The organism is Riemerella columbina, from assembly GCF_030517065.1.
Taxonomy (GTDB): domain Bacteria; phylum Bacteroidota; class Bacteroidia; order Flavobacteriales; family Weeksellaceae; genus Riemerella; species Riemerella columbina_A.
Genome location: NZ_CP103950.1, coordinates 1,915,761 through 1,934,884 on the forward strand (window position 1 = coordinate 1,915,761; position 19,124 = coordinate 1,934,884).

At 41.8% G+C, this 19,124-nt stretch carries 17 protein-coding genes; 9 read left to right on the forward strand and 8 right to left on the reverse strand.

From position 1 onward, the window contains the following. Positions 1 to 47: 47 nt before the first annotated feature. Both NYR17_RS09065 and NYR17_RS09070 read right to left on the reverse strand, forming a co-directional pair. On the reverse strand, positions 48 to 1,211 hold the full coding sequence (locus NYR17_RS09065) for a GlmU family protein (RefSeq protein WP_302505384.1): 1,164 nt from the start codon (positions 1,209 to 1,211) through the stop codon (positions 48 to 50). An 84-nt stretch (positions 1,212 to 1,295) separates the two neighbouring features. Then, complete coding sequence (locus NYR17_RS09070; RefSeq protein WP_026315563.1) at positions 1,296 to 1,550, reverse strand: type B 50S ribosomal protein L31; 255 nt, start codon at positions 1,548 to 1,550, stop codon at positions 1,296 to 1,298. A 170-nt stretch (positions 1,551 to 1,720) separates the two neighbouring features. On the opposite strand from NYR17_RS09070, the gene NYR17_RS09075 reads away from it, so the two are divergent. Further along, a complete protein-coding gene (locus NYR17_RS09075) occupies positions 1,721 to 3,115 on the forward strand; it encodes a hypothetical protein (protein WP_302505385.1) in 1,395 nt (464 codons plus the stop codon). Here NYR17_RS09075 and NYR17_RS09080 read toward each other — a convergent pair. From NYR17_RS09080 to hutI, 5 genes are read right to left on the reverse strand one after another with little or no spacing between them, the layout of a single operon-like run. Next, entirely contained in the window at positions 3,112 to 3,630 is a 519-nt protein-coding gene (locus NYR17_RS09080; RefSeq protein WP_302505386.1) for an NUDIX hydrolase, read from the reverse strand. The two genes, NYR17_RS09075 and NYR17_RS09080, sit on opposite strands and share 4 nt — an antisense overlap. An 11-nt stretch (positions 3,631 to 3,641) precedes the next feature. Further along, on the reverse strand, positions 3,642 to 4,544 hold the full coding sequence (xerD, locus tag NYR17_RS09085; protein WP_302505387.1) for a site-specific tyrosine recombinase XerD: 903 nt from the start codon (positions 4,542 to 4,544) through the stop codon (positions 3,642 to 3,644). 1 nt (position 4,545) lies between these two features. Next, positions 4,546 to 4,980, reverse strand: a complete 435-nt coding sequence (locus tag NYR17_RS09090) for a deoxycytidylate deaminase (RefSeq protein ID WP_302505388.1) — start codon at positions 4,978 to 4,980, stop codon at positions 4,546 to 4,548. A gap of 4 nt (positions 4,981 to 4,984) precedes the next feature. Further along, complete coding sequence (locus tag NYR17_RS09095; protein WP_302505389.1) at positions 4,985 to 5,752, reverse strand: enoyl-CoA hydratase/isomerase family protein; 768 nt, start codon at positions 5,750 to 5,752, stop codon at positions 4,985 to 4,987. Positions 5,753 to 5,792: 40 nt separating this feature from the next. Beyond that, positions 5,793 to 7,025: an imidazolonepropionase gene (gene hutI, locus NYR17_RS09100; RefSeq protein WP_302505390.1), complete on the reverse strand. Its 1,233-nt coding sequence runs from the start codon at positions 7,023 to 7,025 to the stop codon at positions 5,793 to 5,795. A gap of 192 nt (positions 7,026 to 7,217) precedes the next feature. Between hutI and NYR17_RS09105 the strand changes: the two genes are divergently transcribed. The 5 genes from NYR17_RS09105 to NYR17_RS09125 all read left to right on the forward strand — a co-directional run bounded on the left by NYR17_RS09105 (position 7,218) and on the right by NYR17_RS09125 (position 14,282). Further along, the gene (locus tag NYR17_RS09105; protein WP_302505391.1) at positions 7,218 to 8,978 is read left to right on the forward strand and encodes a ComEC/Rec2 family competence protein; all 1,761 of its coding nucleotides are present in this window, start codon (positions 7,218 to 7,220) and stop codon (positions 8,976 to 8,978) included. Between the two features lie 163 nt (positions 8,979 to 9,141). Next, the gene (locus NYR17_RS09110) at positions 9,142 to 9,819 is read left to right on the forward strand and encodes a succinate dehydrogenase cytochrome b subunit (protein WP_302505392.1); all 678 of its coding nucleotides are present in this window, start codon (positions 9,142 to 9,144) and stop codon (positions 9,817 to 9,819) included. Between the two features lie 53 nt (positions 9,820 to 9,872). Continuing rightward, positions 9,873 to 11,885, forward strand: coding sequence for a fumarate reductase/succinate dehydrogenase flavoprotein subunit (locus NYR17_RS09115; RefSeq protein ID WP_302505393.1), 2,013 nt, complete (start codon positions 9,873 to 9,875; stop codon positions 11,883 to 11,885). Positions 11,886 to 11,904: 19 nt separating this feature from the next. Beyond that, on the forward strand, positions 11,905 to 12,675 hold the full coding sequence (locus tag NYR17_RS09120; protein WP_302505394.1) for a succinate dehydrogenase/fumarate reductase iron-sulfur subunit: 771 nt from the start codon (positions 11,905 to 11,907) through the stop codon (positions 12,673 to 12,675). Positions 12,676 to 12,812: 137 nt separating this feature from the next. Then, positions 12,813 to 14,282 carry a TlpA family protein disulfide reductase gene (locus tag NYR17_RS09125; protein ID WP_302505395.1) on the forward strand — a complete coding sequence of 490 codons (1,470 nt, stop codon included), beginning with the start codon at positions 12,813 to 12,815 and terminating at the stop codon, positions 14,280 to 14,282. A 93-nt stretch (positions 14,283 to 14,375) separates the two neighbouring features. Here NYR17_RS09125 and NYR17_RS09130 read toward each other — a convergent pair whose 3' ends face one another. Next, on the reverse strand, positions 14,376 to 15,863 hold the full coding sequence (locus tag NYR17_RS09130) for a catalase (protein ID WP_302505396.1): 1,488 nt from the start codon (positions 15,861 to 15,863) through the stop codon (positions 14,376 to 14,378). Between the two features lie 110 nt (positions 15,864 to 15,973). On the opposite strand from NYR17_RS09130, the gene NYR17_RS09135 reads away from it, so the two are divergent. The 3 genes from NYR17_RS09135 to NYR17_RS09145 all read left to right on the forward strand — a co-directional run bounded on the left by NYR17_RS09135 (position 15,974) and on the right by NYR17_RS09145 (position 19,091). After that, positions 15,974 to 16,927 carry a hydrogen peroxide-inducible genes activator gene (locus NYR17_RS09135; RefSeq protein ID WP_302505397.1) on the forward strand — a complete coding sequence of 318 codons (954 nt, stop codon included), beginning with the start codon at positions 15,974 to 15,976 and terminating at the stop codon, positions 16,925 to 16,927. Positions 16,928 to 17,098: 171 nt separating this feature from the next. Beyond that, on the forward strand, positions 17,099 to 18,382 hold the full coding sequence (gene metK / locus NYR17_RS09140; protein WP_302505398.1) for a methionine adenosyltransferase: 1,284 nt from the start codon (positions 17,099 to 17,101) through the stop codon (positions 18,380 to 18,382). A gap of 112 nt (positions 18,383 to 18,494) precedes the next feature. Beyond that, positions 18,495 to 19,091 carry a superoxide dismutase gene (locus tag NYR17_RS09145; RefSeq protein ID WP_302505399.1) on the forward strand — a complete coding sequence of 199 codons (597 nt, stop codon included), beginning with the start codon at positions 18,495 to 18,497 and terminating at the stop codon, positions 19,089 to 19,091. Positions 19,092 to 19,124 lie beyond the last annotated feature (33 nt).

A 19,124-nucleotide genomic window follows, 5' to 3' on the forward strand; every position in this document is an offset into this window, starting at 1 on the left:
CAAAAATAGTCATTTAAAAGTAAAACTGAAGCCTCAAAAAGTGCCTACTAAAAATGATGATAAATATAGTCTAAAATCTTCTGATCCTCGGTGGAGAAAGCTTTATTCCGGCGGCTCATCACTACGGCAGCGACCTCAAAGGCTTTTTTCAAATTAAATTTTTCATCGCCTTTCATTCCACCCCAACTGAAATTTTCTACCAAATTCGGCGGAAAGCCACTTTTAAAAATATTAGCCGCCACACCGATAACAGTTCCTGTATTCAGCTGCGTATTGATCGCGGTTTTAGAGTGGTCGCCCATAATAAGCCCACAAAACTGAAGTCCTGTTTTTTCAAATTTTTGGGTTTTATAACTCCATAGTTTGACCTCGGCATAGTTGTTTTTGAGGTTGGATGAGTTGGTATCAGCGCCAAAATTACACCACTCGCCTACCACAGAATTTCCCAAAAAGCCATCGTGACCTTTATTAGAAAACCCGAAAAATATCACATTATTTACCTCGCCACCTACCTTGCAATAAGGTCCAATGGTGGTAGCGCCGTAGATCTTTGCGCCCAGATTAAACACCGCATTTTCGCCTAAGCTAATGGGCCCTCTAAGGTGGCAACCTTCCATCACTTCTGCATTTTTCCCGATGTAGATTTTTCCTTTGGCGCAGTTCAAAGTGGCATATTCCACCGTGGCACCTTCTTCTATAAACAAGTCCTCTGGGTTGCCAATAAAGCCATTGGTTGCAGATAACGGCTGCGATGTTCGCCCTTGGGTAAGCAGTTCAAAATCAAAATGGATGGCTTTGTCATTGAGCGAAAATAAATCGGTGGGTTGTTTGAAAAAATCCAAAGGCTCAGTAATGTCCACCATTTTTTCAATTTGGCTGAGGGAAAACTGCGCCATATCTACACGCGCCGCAATTACCTCATCTTCATAAACCAGCGCTTCGCCTTTGTTTAAGGCTTTGATCTGGGCAAGCACTTGTGGCGTAGGTAGGAAATTGGGCACAATCAACAGGCTTTCTTTCGGCTGTGGCTGCGGGTATTTTTCTTGTAAATAATCTTCCGTTAAGTAGGTTATCTCTTTATTATCCAGCAATTTTTGCCAGCGTTCTGAAAAGGTTAGAATGCCGCATCTTAGCTCTGCCATAGGGCGAGTAAAGGTGAGCGGCAGAAAATTTTGCCAATATTGAGCGTCTGAAAATACAATCTGTATCATAATTTTAGGTGTAAATGTTCGGCTAAGATAATAAAAAACCTCCCTAAATCAATAGGAAGGCTTGTATTTTGTATTGAGAAAAAATTATTTTTTCGCAAATTTTTTGTATTTATTCATAAACTTGTCTACTCTACCAGCAGTGTCTACTAATTTCACTTTACCAGTGTAGAAAGGGTGCGATGTAGAAGAAATTTCCATTTTGATTAACGGATATTCTTGTCCTTCATACTCTATTGTATCTTTAGTTTCCGCTGTAGATTTGCAAAGAAACATCTCATCGTTACTCATATCTTTGAAAACAACAAGTCTATAATTCTCAGGGTGTATTCCTTTTTTCATTTTTGTAAATATTTTTAAAATTTTATGTTTAATTTAATAATAACTAAGCGTGTAATGGCATCGCTTTTTTACTAAAAATTTTAGACCGCAAAAATAGAACTTTTTTTTTACTCTACAAAAAATTTTTATCAATAAAATTATTTATCTTTGGAGGCATAAAATGATTAAAAATGAGATTGGTTTTAGGTATCGCCTTATGGCTTAGTTTTTTCGTTGTTTCTTGCCGAGAAGATATTACTTTTGAAACACCCAATAGCGCCCTCAGATTTTCGCAAGACACCTTGATTTTAGACACCGTTTATCACCAAGTGCGGTCAGAAACTTATGCCGTAAAAATTTATAACGATGAGGATCGAGACATCAGCATTCCTAAAATCAGTCTTGAAAAAGGGGCAGCTTCTCTCTACAAACTCAATGTAGATGGACAATCTGGCACCACATTTACCCATATTCCACTAAGAAAAAAAGACAGCCTTTATATCTTTGTAGAAATAGCGCCACAAGCCCACGCTATGGAAGCGGTAGAGATTGACAAAATTTTATTTGAAGGCGCTCAAAATCAACACATCACCCTGATGTCTGTGGTGCAAGATGCCGAATTTTTCGCTTCTACAAAAGACCAACCTAAGACCTTAGGTAACACCGTTTGGCGGAACGACAAAGCCAAAATCATCTTGGGCAATCTTACCCTCAACGAAGGCAAAGCCCTCACCATAGAGGCGGGCACCAAAGTCTATTTTTATAAAAATTCGGGGCTTAAAATCTCAAAAAACGCCATTCTCAACATCAATGGAGAATATAAAAAAGAGGTGATTCTAAGAGGCGAGAGAAATAGCACCCATTACGACACCATCCCTGCCAACTGGAACGGCATTGCTTTAGAAGAAGGCGCTACAGCCCACATCAACTATGCGAAAATATCAGGGGGCAACACTGGTATCAGCCTTAACCACGCCAAAGCCGACATCAAAAATACCATCATCCACACTTTTGAAGATTACGGCATTTTTGCCAATCGTGGACAGATTACAGCGGAAAATTTGGTAATGAACCACTGCGGGCAGGCGAATATCGGCATTGTTAACGGCGGCGATTACCAACTTCTCCACAGCACTTTATTTAATTTTGCATCGTTTAGCGCTGCTAAAAATGCGCTGGGCATTGAGGCTTCTAACGAGTGGCAAGACCCTACCACGGGGCAAGTAAGCCACGCACCGCTTTCGCTCAATTTAAAAAATAGCATCCTCTACACTACGGGGAACAATGCCGTGAGTTTTAAAGGCAACAGCACCGCTTCTATCCAATATTGGATTGAAAATTCATTGCTGAAATACAACGCTACCGATGCGGGTTTCCCTTGGGATAACAACCTCAATATCACTCAATCGATGAAGAATGAAGATCCGCTTTTCATCAACCATTACATCAAAAAAATGAATTTGAGACTACAGCCAAACTCGCCTGCCAGAGGCAAAGGCAACCTAAATGTAGCCCAGCAAGTTCCGTTAGATTTGAGTGGAGATTCTCGCCTTAGCCAACCCAATATGGGCGCTTATCAACTTTAAGAGTCGGTAGTTTTAAGGTAGTGGTTTAAAAATCGTTTTTGAGATTCAAAGGCTAACTCTTCAAGGTTGAGTTCATCTTTTTTGAGCCATACCACGGCGTTAATTTCGTGCTCTTCAAGGTTGAAATCTGGTTTTTCATCAAGGGCATAGCGGTAAAATAGATCTACCGTGTTATAGTTCACTTCTTTATAAGGATAGACATTCGCTTGGCTGCCCAAATACTGCAATTTCTCAGGGTTGATGGTCAGCTGAAGCTCCTCCCAAAGCTCACGAGCACAAGTTTGTTCCGCCGTTTCGTTAGGATCGCAGAAGCCACCACTCAAATCTAAAAACCCCTTTTTAGGCTCTTGGTTTCGGCGGGTCAAGAGGATTTCATCTCGGTAAGTGAGCAGCACTGCCACCGCTGCCGCACAGTTCTGATACAGCACAAAACCACACGCATCGCAAGAGAATTTCCGCTGGTTTATCCATTTTAAACTTGGCTTTCCACAATGTGGGCAATATTGAAGTGTCATTTTTATGTATTTTACTGATTTCGTGGATGGTATTTGATAATGGTATCGTGGAGTTCCGCTTTTTCGATATGGGTATAAATTTCCGTTGTGGTGATGCTGGAATGCCCTAACATCTCTTGGATATACCGTAAATCGGCACCATTTTTAAGGAGATGCGTTGCGAAAGAATGCCGAAAGGTATGCGGCGAAATATTTTTATGAATGTCTGCTTTTTGCGCCAAATCTTTAATGATGAGAAAGACCATCACGCGCGACATACCGCTCCCTCGCTGGTTAAGGAAAAGAACATCCGAAGCTTTAGGGGATATTTTAAGTTTCGCTCTGGATTCCTGCATATATTGCCACATCAGCGCTGCAGTATAATCCGCCAACGGCACCAAGCGCATCTTATCACCCTTGCCCTCTACCACCATATAATTTTCCTTAAAATTGATATTAGAAATTTTGAGATTGACCAACTCCGACACCCGCAAGCCGCAGCCATAAAGAGTTTCTATAATGGTTAAATTGCGCTGTCCCAACGGCGTATCCAAATCTACCGCCTTTGTAATCCTGTCAATTTCCTCTAAACTCAGCGTATCTGGAAGGTAGAGCCCCAATTTAGGCAACTCCAAAAGCGTGGCTGGCTGGTCTTCCCGAAGTTCTTCTTCAAACAAAAATTTAAAATAAGCCTTAATAGAAGAAATCCAACGCGCTTGGCTACGCTCGCTGATGGCTTTTTTGGCACTTTGGTAAATGTATTCTTGCAGTTGGTCGTAGGAAATCGTCAGCGGCATTACCCCATCTAAATGATTTTCAGCAAAGTATTGCAACTTCTGAATATCACTGGTATAGGCTTCAATGGTGTTTTCCGAGAAATTTTTCTCAAACCTCAGCCTGTGGGCAAATGCTTGTATGCTTTCTTTCCAATCCATACTAACGGAGGTGTTCTTCGGTTATTTGTAAAATCTCTACGCCAGAATCTTCCAAAAAGCGCAAGCCCTCTCGGTCAGAATATTCATCAATGAAAACCAAGCGCTTGATGCCCGCCTGATAAATCAGCTTACTGCACTCTCGGCACGGCGATAGCGTGAGGTAAAGCGTAGCACCCTCCGCCGATTGCGTGCTACTTGCCATTTTCAAAATCGCGTTGGCTTCCGCGTGTAGCACGTACCACTTGGTTTTGCCTTCCTCATCTTCGCAACAGTTTTCGTGTCCAGAAGGTGTGCCATTATAACCATCAGAAATGATGGTGCGGTCTTTCACAATCAAAGCGCCCACTTGCTTCCTTTGGCAATAGGACAACTTAGCCCACTCTTGCGCCATACGGAGGTAGGCAATATCAAATTTATTGTAATCTGTAGCGCTCATTAGCCTAAAATTGAGGTTTTCTTTTTTCTAAAAATGCAGCCACGCCCTCTTGTTTGTCTTCCATTTCGAAGAGCTGACCAAAGGCTTTTATTTCCACCTCGTAGCCTTGTGGCGTTCCAGAAGCATTTACAGCAGTTATCGCCTTAGCTATGGCTTGTGGCGAATTTTTAGCGATACGATGCGCCAACTGCTTAACCTGTTCCAAAAGTTCTGGATGCGGCACCACCTCATTCACCAAACCGATGGCTTTCGCCTTTTCCGCTGAAATCATTTGCGCCGAAAAGATGAGTTCATTTGCCCAACCTTTGCCCACTAACTGCGGTAAGCGCTGGGTACCGCCATACCCTGGTATTAAGCCCAAAGTTACCTCTGGCAAACCCAACTTGGCATTTTCCGAAGCATAGCGGATGTGGCACGCCATCGCCAATTCTAAGCCACCGCCCAACGCAAAGCCATTAACTGCTGCGATGACAGGCTTGCTTAAATTCTCGATTTTGTCCATTAAAGAAGTGTGTCCATTTTTAGCCAAAACCTCCGCTTGCGAGGTGTTAAAATCGGCAAACTCCTTAATATCAGCTCCTGCCACAAAGGATTTATCCCCTGCCCCCGTGATGATCAGCACGCGCGTATCTTGGTCTTGTTCTAATGCTGCTAAGGCTTCGCTGAGCTCTTGTATCGTAGCTTTGTTGAGGGCATTCAATCGCTCTGGGCGATTGATGGTAATGGTGGCGATATTTTGATCTTTTTCTATGATTAAATTTTGGTAACGCATAGTTTTAATATTTTAAAATTGATGTTTTAAATCATTCGTTCTAAGCTTGATATACAGGTTCCGCATCGATGAATACGGCATTGGGTCGGAGGCGCCCTTGGTGGTATAGAATATTTCTAAAATCATCGGTTGCATAGGTCACAAAATCGGCTTTTTTGCCTGGTGCCAACCGCCCTCTATCTTCCAAACCTAAGGCATACGCCGCACGGAAAGTAAGCCCTGCAAAGACTTCTGCCGTGGACAACTTCTGGAAAGTAGCTAAAATAGAAGCCTGCGTGATTAAGTCGCCCATCGGTGCAGAACCGGGGTTCCAATCGCTGGCGATGGCTACAATGGCGCCCTCATCTAACAAAATTCTTGCTGGCGCAAAAGGCTCACCTAAGCCCAAACTAGCACCTGGAAGCACCGTTGCCACCGTATCTGACTGCGCTAAAATTCGGGCATCTTCGGGTGTTGTTACCTCCAAATGGTCGGCAGATTTCGCCCCGACCTCCACGGCAATTTTAGAACTTCCTGAGGTAAACTGATCGGCGTGGACGGTGATTTGAAAGCCCAGCGCCTTAGCACGCTGGAGGAAATCACGGCTTTCCTCTGGTTGGAACGCTGATTTTTCAATGAAAATATCCACGCGCTCTGCCAAACTTTCTGCCTTGACCACAGGTAAAATCTCAGTGATGATGTAGTCTAAATACGCCTGATGATCGCCTTGAAAATCCTTAGGCAGCGTATGTGCCGAGAGGCAAGTGGGCACCAAATGGGCTTTGGTCTGGGCTTGGGCTTTTTTAATCACCCTAAGCATTTTCAGTTCCGATTCCAAATCTAAGCCGTAGCCGCTTTTAACCTCTATCGTGGTAATGCCCAGCGCCACCAAAGCCTCTACCCTTGCGAGCATTCCTGATAAAAGTTCCTCCTCTGAGGCGGCTCTGGTATGCTGCACAGAACTCCATATGCCACCGCCATTTTGCGCGATTTCTAAGTAAGATTTTCCTGCATTTCGCATAGCAAAATCTGCGGCTCTGTTGCCACCAAAACAAATGTGCGTATGGCTATCCGTGTAGGCTGGCAACACCACTTGTGGGCTTTCCACCTGATGAATTTCTGCCTGCGGATGCTTTGCTTTTAAGGTTTGAAAATCATCTATTTCTAAAATTTCACCCCCTTGGCAAAGCAAGCCTGCATTGGGTAAAATCTCTAAATCTTCATCTTGTAATTTACCTCTTAGCGGCAGTTGGCTCAAAGTGACCGCCTGCGAAAATGGACCGATTAGTTTCATCGTTTCTATTTTTATTGACCGTGCTAAATTATAAAAAGTATTTTAGATATGGTGGGGTTTAATGAGGATATTGTGCCTCATTGCTTTTTCCCCGTACAACCAAACTGATATTTTAATTCAAAAAATTAACTTATTATCAATGATTTTAATCTATTTTCCTTAAATTTGTTTTCATCTTCTCATCCTTGGGCTATGAAAAAGTATCTTTCTTTTTATCTGTGGATAGGATTTTCTATCGGTATAGCTTTAGAAGATTATTTTGTATTCTCGGAGGTCTGGCTTTATCTTTTTGTAGGTTTGGGCTTGGCGAGCCTTGGTGCGTTACGGCTTAAAATGCATTATAAATGGCTTTTTCTCTTTTTATTTTTTGTTAATGTGGGGATTGTGGCTCATTTTTTTCGGTTGCAACAAGAGCGAGTTGAGCTTCCAGAATCTGCGGAAATCACACTAAAATTAGAAAACATACTCGGCGCGAATGCCAAACACCAGCGCTATATCATCAAAGGTTTTTATCAAAATCAGAATTTTAAAGCCGTGCTTAGGCTTCCAAAAGAGGCGCCACCTTTGGATTATCAGCATTATTACCGCAGCCGCTGTTTTATTTCAAAGTTGAAACCGCCAGCACATTCGTATCAATTTGATTATGCCGCCTACCAAGCTCGGCAAGGTGTTTTCTACGCTCTCTATCCACAAGAACCGCTCCAACAAGCCGTTACACCTTCTTTAAGTTTAGCCGACCGCCTCAAACAATGGCGACTGAATTTCATCAATAAAATCAACCAAAGCGCCCTGAACAGCGAGGCGAGGCAGTTTTTGAAAAGCATTATTTTAGCCGACAAAACCGAAATGAGCGAAGCGACCATCGCGGATTTTCGCAAGAGTGGTTTAGCGCATTTATTAGCAATTTCTGGCACACATATCGGGATTATTTTTGGATTTTTATTGGGGCTGTTCACTTTTATTTTTTCTGCTCAACAGCGAAAATGGAATATCATCATCAGCCTGATTTTGGTGTGGTGTTTTGGCATTTTCATCGGAGGTAGCGTTTCCGTGATTCGGGCTTGTATTATGCTTTCTATTTATTTTTATTTTGTGCTCCACCAGCGGTTGCCCAGCACGCCAGATGCCGTGGCTTTAGCTGGTTTTATCATTTTAATTTTGGACAGTCGGCAGTTGCTTAATGTGGGTTTTCAGCTCAGCTTTGCTGCGGTATTAGGGATTTATTGGCTATACACGCCCATTTTTAAATATTTGCCACGCAGCGATTACCGATTACTCAACCTTTTTTCCAGCACGATCGCCATTACTTTAGCCGCGCAGTTGGGCACACTGCCGCTGGTACTTTATTATTTTCATCAATATTCGGTGGTGTCTTTGTTGGCGAACATTGTGGTGATTCCTGTGATGGGCTTAGTGATTATTTTCTCTTTTGTGATGAGCCTTATTCTGGCTTTGGGAGTTTCGTGGTCTTGGCTGATTTCACTTTATAATATGGTGGTGGAAACCTTGCTCAGCGTGGTTCATTTTTTCGGAAATGTAGAATGGGGCGCCTCGGATACCATTGATTTTCAAGGGATAGAAGTGCTTTTGTTATCGGCATTGTTCTACGGTCTACACTTTCTTTTAAAGCGACTTTATTGGTTTAATATTAGAAATTTTATTATCCTCTATTGTAGTTTTGGTTTGGTCCGTATGGGTTTGGATTATCTGGCGCTCCAAAACACAGAAGTGCTCTGGCATCAACATCAAAAAGCCGCCTTGGCATCCATAAAGGTGAAAAATACGGTTTATTTTTGGGTGCCTGAAAATGCTAACCTCTCAGAAATAGAGCGTTACATCATTAAGCCTTACTTGGTTTCGCGGCGCTGTGGGCATTATCAAATCAAAACTTTACCGCCAAAAGCCACCGCTATTCGGTATGGAGATCGGACTTATCCCATAACTCAAGAATAGATTAAAAATTTCATAATCAATACATTACATATCAAAAAGAGAGAGTCACTTTTTTATTTAATTATTTAGAAACATTACAAACTATATATTTCTGATGTTTCTCATTGTCTTAAACCTTAACATTTTTTTAACTTTGGAGCAAATTAAAAATTAAAAACTTAATATGGCAAGTTTAATGAGTTCTACAATAGGTAGAAAGTATGCAATGGCACTATCGGCAATGTTCTTGTTAGTGTTTTTAGTGATGCACCTGTCCGTCAATTTGCTCTCTGTATTTAGCGAGAATGCATTTAACGAAGCATCTTATTTTATGGGGTATAATCCTTTTATACAGTTTTTAATGCAGCCCATTTTGATTATTGCAGTGTTTTTTCACTTCATTATGGGGTTTGTTTTAGAGGCTAAAAATAACAAGGCAAGACCTATAAAATATGCGGTAAACGGCGCGAGTGCTAATTCCTCCTGGATGTCCAGAAATATGATCATCTCTGGATTGGTTATTTTAGCGTTTTTAGTGCTCCACATGTATGATTTCTGGGCGCACGAGATGACTTATAAGTACATCCCTGGCGAAGGCAATCCTGCAGACACCACGCGTTTCTGGGGAGAGCTGCACGAGAAATTTGAAAGTCCTATTAGAGTGGGCTTGTATGTGGTTTCTTTCATTTTGTTAGGGCTGCACTTGGCGCATGGTTTCCAGTCTTCATTTCAATCGATTGGTGCCAGACATCCTAAATACACCCCATGCATTATGGCTTTTGGAAGATGGTATTCTATCTTAATTCCACTTGGATTTATCGTGGTGGCAGTATTTCATTTCGTAACTCAATCTCATCATTAAATTTTAGATTAGTTTTAATTTAAAGTTTAAAGTCTTTAAAAAACAACATAACAATGAGTAAATTAGATTCTAAAATTCCAGCAGGTCCACTTAAGGACAAATGGAAAAATCATAAAGACCATATGAACTTGGTGGCGCCTAATAACCGTGATAAAATTGATGTTATCGTGATCGGTACAGGGTTAGCGGGAGGTTCTGCCGCAGCAACCTTAGCCGAGCAAGGTTATAATGTAAAAGCATTCTGTTACCAAGATTCTCCAAGAAGAGCTCACTCTATTGCTGCGCAAGGTGGGATTAACGCCGCTAAAAATTACCAAGGTGATGGCGACTCTATCTACAGACTTTTCTATGATACCATAAAAGGTGGTGACTACCGTGCCAGAGAGGCAAATGTGTACCGCCTTGCAGAAGTTTCTGCCAACATCATCGACCAATGCGTGTCCCAAGGGGTGCCTTTTGGTAGAGATTACGGCGGGCAGTTGGACAACCGTTCTTTTGGTGGGGTTCAGGTAAAAAGAACTTTCTATGCCAAAGGTCAAACGGGGCAACAGCTTCTTTTAGGTGCTTATTCCGCAATGAGCCGACAAATTGGTAAAGGGCGCATCAAAATGTACAACCGCCACGAGATGATGGATTTGGTTATTGTTGATGGCAAAGCCCGAGGCATCATCGCCAGAAATTTAGTCACTGGAGAGATTGAAAGACACTCGGCACACGCTGTGGTGATCGCTTCTGGTGGATACGGAAATGTATATTTCTTATCAACCAACGCTATGGGCTCTAACTGTTCTGCAGCGTGGAAAATCCACAAAAAAGGTGCTTATTTCGCGAACCCTTGTTTCGTGCAAATCCACCCAACTTGTATCCCTGTACACGGCACCCAGCAATCTAAACTAACGCTGATGTCCGAATCTTTAAGAAACTCTGGAAGAATCTGGGTTCCGAAAAAGATAGAAGATGCCGTAGCCATTAGAGAAGGTAAACTTAAGCCAGAAGACATCAAAGAAGAGGATAGAGATTACTACCTTGAAAGAAGATACCCTGCGTTTGGTAACTTAGTGCCTCGTGATGTAGCTTCCAGAGCCGCTAAAGAGCGTTGTGATGCAGGCTTCGGTATTGAAAACAACGAAACCAAAGAAGGCGTTTTCCTTGATTTCTCTACCGAAATTATGAAAAAAGGAAACGAAGCCGCCTTAGAAAGAAACCTCCACAACCCTACCCAACAACAAATCTACGATTTAGGAAAAGCTTGGGTGGAAGAAAAATATGGAAACCTCTTCCAGATGTATGAAAAAATCACGGCGGACAATCCTTATAAAACACCGATGAAAATCTATCCTGCCGTACACTACACCATGGGAGGCGTTTGGGTAGATTACAACTTGATGTCTACCATTCCTGGATGTTTCGTGATTGGGGAAGCTAACTTCTCTGACCACGGTGCCAACAGATTGGGTGCTTCGGCATTGATGCAAGGTTTGGCAGACGGTTATTTCGTATTGCCTTACACTATTGCAGACTACCTGTCTGCCGACATTAGAACAGGAAAAATCCCAACCGATACCGCCGCTTTTGATGAAGCCGAAAAAGCCGTAACCGATAGAATCAACTTCTTTATGACCAATAAAGGAACGCATTCGGTAGATTATTTCCACAAAAAATTAGGACACATTATGTGGAATAAAGTGGGTATGGGTAGAACGCCAGAAGGTTTAAGAGAAGCCATTCAGGAGATAGAAGAGGTAAGAAACGACTTCTGGAAAAATGTAAAAGTACCTGGGGAAGCCAACAGTATGAACCCAGAATTAGAAAAAGCGTGTAGAGTGGCAGACTTCCTTGAATTAGGGCAACTGATGGCTATAGACGCTCTAAAAAGAGAAGAATCTTGTGGTGGACATTTCCGTTGGGATCACGCCACAGAAGACGGCGAAGCTAAGAGAGATGATATTCACTTTAAATATGTAGCCGCTTGGCAGTATAACGGTGCTGATATTAACAACGAAATTCTACATAAAGAAGAACTCGTTTACGATAACATTGAAGTGAAAACAAGAAGTTATAAATAATCTCCAAAAACAGAATACTATGAGTGCAAAAAAAGGACTTAATCTGACTCTGAAAATTTGGAGACAGAAGAACAATAAATCAAAAGGGCAGTTTGAAACTTACAAAATCTCTGGCGTATCTACAGACTCCTCTTTCTTGGAAATGCTGGATATGCTCAATGAGAATTTAGTGAACGAGGGTAAAGAGCCCGTAGCTTTTGACCACGACTGTCGCGAGGGTATCTGCGGAATGTGCTCCCTCTACATCAACGGTAGAGCCCACGGTCCCGATACAGGCGTAACCACCTGCCAGCTCCATATGAGAATGTTCAAAGATGGCGAAACCATTACCATAGAACCTTGGCGAAGCGCCGCTTTCCCAGTGATTAAAGACTTGGTAGTGGACAGAAGCGCCTTTGATAGAGTGATGGCTGCAGGAGGATTCATCTCGGTGAATACTTCGGGGAATACCACCGATGCCAACAACATCTTAATCCCGAAAGAAGATGCAGACAAAGCGATGGATGCTGCCGCTTGTATTGGTTGCGGTGCCTGCGTGGCGACTTGTAAAAACGGCTCTGCCATGCTCTTTGTAGGGGCTAAAGTTTCTCAGTACGCACTGCTACCACAAGGTAGAATAGAAGCCAAACGAAGAGTACTGAAAATGGTTGCCGCTATGGACGAAGAAGGCTTCGGTAACTGCTCTAACACAGGAGCTTGCGAGGTAGAATGTCCAAAAGGCATCTCGTTAGAAAACATCGCGAGGATGAATAGAGAATTTATGGCTGCTACACTCACCACAGCCGAATAATTCAATTTTTAAATACCATAAAAATCGCTGCCCTTTAATTAGAGTAGCGATTTTTTGTTAAATATTTCACAAATATTTTAATATCAACATTTTATCGTTTATTTTTGCTTTAATTAAAATTTTATACTTTATTTTTTATGAAAAAATACCTTCTTTTGACCTTAGCCCTACTGATGATGGCGGCTTGTTCTAAGAAAAATGAAATCATCATCTCTGGAACCATCAAGAACGCCCCACCTTTGGAGCGGATAGAGCTCATCAACACTGCCAGCCCTATTTCCTTACCTATCGCCAATATTGGCACCAATGCGCAAGGGCAATTTTCGGACACCATCAGCATAGACCAAGATGGTCTTTACGCCATTACCTACGGCAGAAATATGAATTTCATCTACCTTAAAAAAGGGGAAAACCTCAACATTACGGCAGAGGGAATGTCCTTCCCAAAAACGATGAAAGTGACAGGAGGCGACGCACAAAAAAATCAAGATTTTTTAAATGCCCTACAAGAATTTGCAGAAAATTATATGAGCAAACTCAATGCAGGCATCATCTCTAAAGAGGAAAAGCCATTTTTAGAAGAAATCAAAAAAATGCAGTCTGATTTTGAGAAAAAAATTGATGAGTTAAGTTCAAAATTCCATCCTGACAAAGCCTTAGTGGATTTGAAAAAAGATGAAACCAATGTTAACTTCCTGATGATTATGGCACAATATGAGGCAATGCACGGTCAAGCGGTGGGCAATCCTAACTTCAAAACATCGCCAGCGTTTGCCAAGCATCAAGAAGCGCTGATCGGCAATGAGGAACAATGGGTGAAAACCCTCCCTACTTTCAGAAGTTACCTTTTGATGAAGTATCAAAAAGATTTTGGAGCCTTTGCAGAGAAGCTAAAAGACCAAGACCTCTCGATCACCGAAATGTTTGCGCAATTCCTCAGTCAACAAAAAAACATCAAACAAGAGGTTAAAGACCAACTGCTTACCTTCGTAGCTACACAGTACGATATGGCGCCCAACCAACCTCGCAGCAAGCAAGTTTTCGCTACGCTAAACAAAGAAATTAAAGATGAACAAATTAAGCAAGAGCTTAAAAAAGTAGAATTAGCCATGCAAGGTCTTCCCGAAGGCACCAACGCTCCAGATGCGGATTTAATCAACGCTGAAGGGAAAAAATTCTCTTTTTCATCAACTAAAAATATCCCTCAATTGGTAGTATTCTACGCCTCGTGGAGTCCTTATATTTCTGAAACACTCCATATGCTGGTGCCAGAATTGCAAAAAACTTACGGCGATCAATTGGGCATTACCCTCATCAATATGGATGACACGGAGGTGCAGTTTAAGAAAACCTCCACCGCACTGCTCAAAGATCTACCAAAGGTGACCAGCCTCTACGCCAAAGGTGGACTGAAGTCTAAAACTGCCAGTGTGTATGGCATCTATGGTTTTAAACTGCCAAGTATGGTGGTGCTCAATAAAGACCATAAAATTGCCAGCCCGAGTATCACCAACCCTAACGATCCTAAGTTGATAGAAACTCTTAATCAACTGACGGGGATTACGCCTGCAGCGCCTGAAAAACAGACCAACGCGGCTAAGAAATAAAGCGCATATCGCATATAGAGAGATTAAAAAAGAACCGCTCGGCAAGTCTAAGACTTGCCGAGCGGTTCTTTTATCAGTGCTGCTAAAAGGAAATTAGCCGTTGTGTTGCATTTTGTTAAAATCAATATTAACGCCTAAGCCAGAGGCAACCTTCATCCCTAAATCTAAATTAGCACGGAAGAAGTGACACAATTGGCGGTTGATAATTTCCTCTCGCTTTGGACCTTCTATTTTGCTCATATGCCCCACGATATTGCTCACCAAACGGGCTCTATCCTCATCATTCATCGCTTTGGAGTAGAGCAATCCTGGCTGTGTAAAGTGGTCATCATCGTTTTCATTGCGGTCAAAAAAGCCTACACGATTACTGTCTATATCGTACTCAAACCCTTGATAGGCTGGGTCTGGCTTAATATCATCAAAGCTATTAGGGTAGTAGTTTGGCGCATCTTCATAATCCGAAGCATCTGCCATAGCGCCGTCTCTCTGGTAATTATGAACCGCAAAAGGACAGCGGTTAACTTTGAGCTGGTGGGCATTCACGCCAACTCTATAGCGGTGGGCATCTGGATAAGAAAATAATCTGCCTTGGAGCATTTTATCAGGAGAGAAACTGATGCCGTTCACCAAATGGCTCGGTGAGAAAATAGATTGTTCCACTTCGGCGAAGTAATTTCTTGGCACTTCATTGAGCTCCATTTCGCCCACTTCTATCAGTGGATATTCAGCGTGTGGCCATACTTTGGTAACATCAAACGGATTCCAGCGGAACTCTTTGGCTTGCTCTTCGGTCATCACTTGGATAAACATAGTCCATTTTGGGAAATTGCCCGCCTCTATCGCTTTCACCAAATCTTCTTGTGCAAAATCTGGATTTTCGCCTTTCATCGTGGTGGCTTCTGCATCGGTAAAATTTTTGATACCTTGCTTGGTTTTAAGGTGAAATTTCACCCAAACGCGCTCATTTTTATCGTTAATCATTGAGAAAGTATGAGAGCCGTAACCATTCATATGGCGGTAACCGTAAGGCGTTCCTCGATCAGACATCAAAATTAAAACCTGATGGAGAGATTCTGGATTAAGCGACCAAAAATCCCACATCATCGTATGGCTTTTCAGGTTGGTTTTAGGATGCCTTTTTTGGGTATGGATAAAATCTGGGAATTTCTTAGCATCTTTAATAAAGAATACTGGCGTATTGTTCCCCACCAAATCCCAATTGCCGTCTTCGGTATAGAATTTTAAGGCGAAACCTCTTGGATCGCGCTCTGTATCGGCACTTCCTTTCTCGCCGCCCACGGTAGAAAAACGCGCAAACATTTTGCAGGTGTTGCCTACTTTTGAGAATAATTGGGCTTTGGTGTACTGTGTAATATCGTGTGTTACGGTAAAAGTACCATACGCCCCTGTGCCTTTGGCGTGTACAATACGCTCTGGAATCCGCTCTCTTACGAAGTGTGCCAAGTTCTCTTGCAACATAAAATCTTGAAGCAAAACAGGACCTCTCGCCCCTACAGTTTGAGAGTTTTCGTGTTCGTAATAAGGGCTACCAGCGCTATTAGTTAATTTTTTATCAGACATAATCTATTGTTTTTAAAATTGATTTTATGATGCAAATTTAGGGCAAACTCAAGAAACATTAGTATCTTTGCTGATAAATATTTTCAATCAAACCCATTTATCAACCTCCTATGAATATACAGCAATTGGAATACCTCATCGCCGTAGATAAGCACAAACATTTTGGCAAGGCTGCCCAAGCTTGTTTTATCACACAGCCTACCCTAAGTGCTATGATACAAAAGCTGGAAGAAGAATTAGACCTCAAAATTTTTGACCGCTCTCAGCACCCAATCCGCACCACTGATGCAGGCAAGGAAATCCTAAAATACGCTTATAAAATAATGGAGGAGGTGAATGAGATGAAAATCACCGCGAACGAGCTTAACCATATGGTGGCAGGGAAAATCACGCTGGGCATCATCCCAACCCTTGCGCCTTTTATCTTACCGTACGAAATTTTTGACTTCTTAGAGCAACACAGCAATATAGAAATGGAGGTGAAGGAAATGAGCACGGATAACATCATCAAAGCTTTAAAAAATGGAGAAATAGATGCCGGCATCATTGCGACGCCTTACCAAAAAGCGGATGAATTTTTTCAAGATAACCTCTTCAATGAGGAACTGATGGTCTACTCTACCCTTGAAAGCAAGGAGACTCAAGATGATCAATTTATCCTCCCACAAGATTTGGATTTGGAGAAAGTTTGGCTTTTAGAAGAAGGCAACTGCCTAAGCACCCAGTTTGAAAATATTTGTAATCTCAAAGAAAATCATTTAAAACCTCAAAATCTTAATTTCAAGGCTTCCAGCATCAGCACTTTGCTCCAGATGGTGGACAAATTGGGCGGCATTACTCTATTGCCAGAGCTCGCTACCAAGCACATTCCCGAAGAAAAGAAAGATAGAATTTCTCGATTTAGAAAACCCGTTCCGTACCGAGAAATTAGCCTTATCTACTATAAACCAACCTATAAGCAAAAAATCCTTGATGAGCTCAAACAAAGCCTTCATCAATCCATCAAACAAAATCTTGGCTACTACCAAACGCCAGAAGACTACATCAATATAAAACCAGAATAATTTTTTGTGCATTATCAAAATCTTTTCTAACTTTGCAGCGTTAAAAAACAAGAGGAAAAATTTGGCTGATTGCAACCTCATTAAAAAATGCTAAAACAGACTTTCTTTTTAAGCAATTTTAAGTTCTTGCATATTGGCCTTTATCATTTAATCATTAAAAAAGGAAAAAATATGCCTTACTTATTCACTTCAGAATCCGTTTCAGAAGGACATCCAGACAAAGTTGCAGACCAGATTTCAGATGCACTCATAGACCATTTTCTCGCATACGATGCCAACTCCAAAGTCGCTTGCGAAACCTTAGTGACCACAGGACAAGTGATCTTAGCTGGCGAGGTAAAATCCTCCGCCTATTTAGATGTGCAAACCATTGCCAGAGAGGTCATCAACGGCATTGGCTATACCAAAGGAGAATATATGTTCAATGGGGATTCCTGCGGCGTTCTCTCTGCCATCCACGAGCAATCGCCAGAGATTAACCAAGGGGTAGACCGTGCTTTGAACTCTGATGACTTTGAAACACGCGCCAACGCTCAAGGTGCTGGTGACCAAGGTATTATGTTCGGCTATGCGACCAACGAAACCGATAATTATATGCCCCTTGCCTTAGATTTAGCCCACAGCATTTTGCAAGAACTATCTAAAATCAGGAGAGAAGGGAAGGAGATCGCCTACCTAAGACCCGATGCTAAGAGCCAAGTGACCATAGAATATTCCGATGACCACAAACCGATTAGAGTAGACAGCATCGTGATTTCTACTCAACACGATGATTTTGATGAAGATGAAGCAATGCTCAAAAAAATCAGACAAGATTTAATTGAAATTCTGATGCCGAAAGTCATTGCCAGCCAAAAACCAGAAATCCAAAAACTCTTTAACGAAGATATTAAATACCACATCAACCCAACGGGAAAATTTGTTATTGGCGGTCCACACGGCGATACAGGGCTTACTGGTAGAAAAATCATCGTGGATACTTATGGTGGCAAAGGCGCTCACGGTGGCGGTGCATTTTCAGGAAAAGATCCATCAAAAGTGGACAGAAGTGCCGCTTATGCTACAAGGCACATTGCTAAAAATTTAGTGGCGGCAGGCGTGGCAGACGAGGTTTTAGTCCAAGTGTCTTATGCTATTGGCGTGGCAGAGCCTTGTGGGCTTTACATCACCACCAATGGCACGGCAAAAGTCAACTTAACCGATGGCGAAATTGCAGAAAAAGTAAGCCAACTCTTTGATTTAAGACCTTATGCGATAGAGCAAAACCTTAAACTCCGAAATCCTATTTACCAAGAAACTGCCGCTTACGGGCATATGGGTAGAACGCCTTACAAAGCCGATAAAACCTTTAATCGTGGTTTGGATAATGAGCTTACTATAAAGGATTTAGAATTTTTCACTTGGGAGAAATTAGACCGTGTGGAAGACATTAAACAAGCGTTTGGACTCGCTTAAAAAGGGCGTAATAGATTTCATCAATGTTAAAAATTGATAAAGTTAAAGAAAAGCCTTTCATCTAACCTAAATAAATTCTTATATTTGGAGAGAACAAAAAAATTTAAACATTATGTCATTTGAATTACCAAAATTAGGCTTCGCTTATGATGCGTTAGAGCCGAACATAGATGCCAAAACAATGGAAATACACTACACCAAGCACCACCAAGCTTATGTAGACAACCTTAACAAAGCCATTGCTAGCACAGATTTAGAAAACAAAACAATAGAGGAAATTTGCAAAACAGCAAGTGATATTCCAGCGGTAAGAAACAACGGCGGTGGACACTACAACCACAGCTTGTTTTGGGAAATTTTAACCCCAGGTGGAAGCCAAGAGCCTGTAGGCAATGTAAAAGCTGAAATTGAGAAATTAGGTGGCTTTGAGAAATTCAAAAACGACTTCTCAGAAGCGGCTAAAACAAGATTCGGTTCTGGTTGGGCTTGGCTTTGCAAAAAAGAAGATGGTTCGTTAGAAATCTGTTCTTCTGCCAACCAAGATAATCCGCTAATGCCTGGTGTAGGCTGCGGAGGAACGCCAATCCTTGGCTTAGATGTTTGGGAGCACGCATATTATCTTCACTACCAAAACAGAAGACCTAACTATGTTTCTTCGTTTTTCAATGTGATTAACTGGGATAAAGTAGAAGAAAAATACAACAAATAATTTCTACAATTCTATAAACCAAAAACTCGGCGC